The sequence below is a fragment of the Chromohalobacter sp. 296-RDG genome, from assembly GCF_029889885.1.
Taxonomy (GTDB): Bacteria; Pseudomonadota; Gammaproteobacteria; order Pseudomonadales; family Halomonadaceae; genus Chromohalobacter.
On record NZ_JARANY010000217.1, the window covers coordinates 1 to 1,186 of the forward strand.

Genomic DNA, 1,186 nt, shown 5'->3' on the forward strand with positions numbered 1-1,186 from the left:
CTCGTCATCACTGGCATGGGCATGGTCAGCCCACTCGGTTGCGGCGTCAACGCCAACTGGGAGCGCCTGCTGGCCGGCCACTCCGGCATTTCTTCGATCACGCGTTTCGATACCGGCGAGCTGCCGATCAAGGTCGCGGGCGAGGTTCCCGGCATCGAGAGCGACACGCAAGCAGGCCTCGACCCTGATCGCGTGGCCGATGCCAAGGAACGCCGCAAGATGGAGCTATTCAGCCTATATGCCATGGCCGCTGCCGACGAGGCGCTGGCCCAGGCTAACTGGTTCCCGGAAATCGAAGAGGACCGACTGGCCACCGCGACCATCGTGGGCTCCGGCATCGGCGGCTTCCCGACCATCACCCAGTCGCAGAACACGCTCTCGACGCGCGGGCATCGTCGGCTCTCCCCTTTCACCGTACCGGCCTTCCTGGCTAACCTCGCGGCGGGCAATGTGTCGATTCGCTATGGCTTTAATGGGCCGTTGGGCTGCCCGGTTACGGCCTGCGCGGCAGGCGTGCAGGCCATCGGTGATGGCATGCGCATGATCCGCAGCGGTGAGGCCGAGGTGGCTCTGGTGGGCGGCGCCGAGGCCTGTATCGACCCGCTCTCGCTGGCCAGCTTTCATGCCATGAAGGCGCTCTCCCCCGAGCAGGACGCGCCCGCCAAGGCATCGCGTCCTTTCGATCAGGCCCGCAACGGCTTCGTTATGGGCGAAGGCGCGGGGCTCTTGGTGATCGAAACCCTGGCCCACGCCGAGGCGCGCGGAGCAACGCCGTTGGCCTACCTCAGCGGTTATGGCACCAGCGCGGATGCTCACCACATCACGGCCGGGCCGGAGGATGGCGCCGGTGCCGCAGCCGCCATTCGGTCTGCGCTGCGGATGGCGGGGCTCGCGCCTGATGACATCGGTCACATCAACGCCCACGCCACCTCGACGCCAGTCGGCGACCGGGCCGAGATCGCCTCATTACGCAATGCGTTCGGTGACGCCCTGGCCGGTATTCCGATCTCCGCCACCAAGTCGAATACTGGCCATCTGCTCGGCGCCGCCGGCGGCGTGGAAAGCATCTTCTCCGCCCTGGCGGCCATTTACGATCAGCTTCCCCCGACCCTGAATCTGGAAAATGCCGACGAGGATCTAAGCGACTTGGACTTCGTCTCGGGCGAGGCACGCGAGCACCGCAGCC

The 1,186-nt window shown here is 66.4% G+C and carries 1 protein-coding gene; it reads left to right on the plus strand.

Features of this window, described 5'->3' with window-relative positions:
• Positions 1 to 1,186: beta-ketoacyl-ACP synthase (locus OP495_RS18005; protein ID WP_280571146.1), on the plus strand; the 1,186-nt coding region annotated here is incomplete at both ends.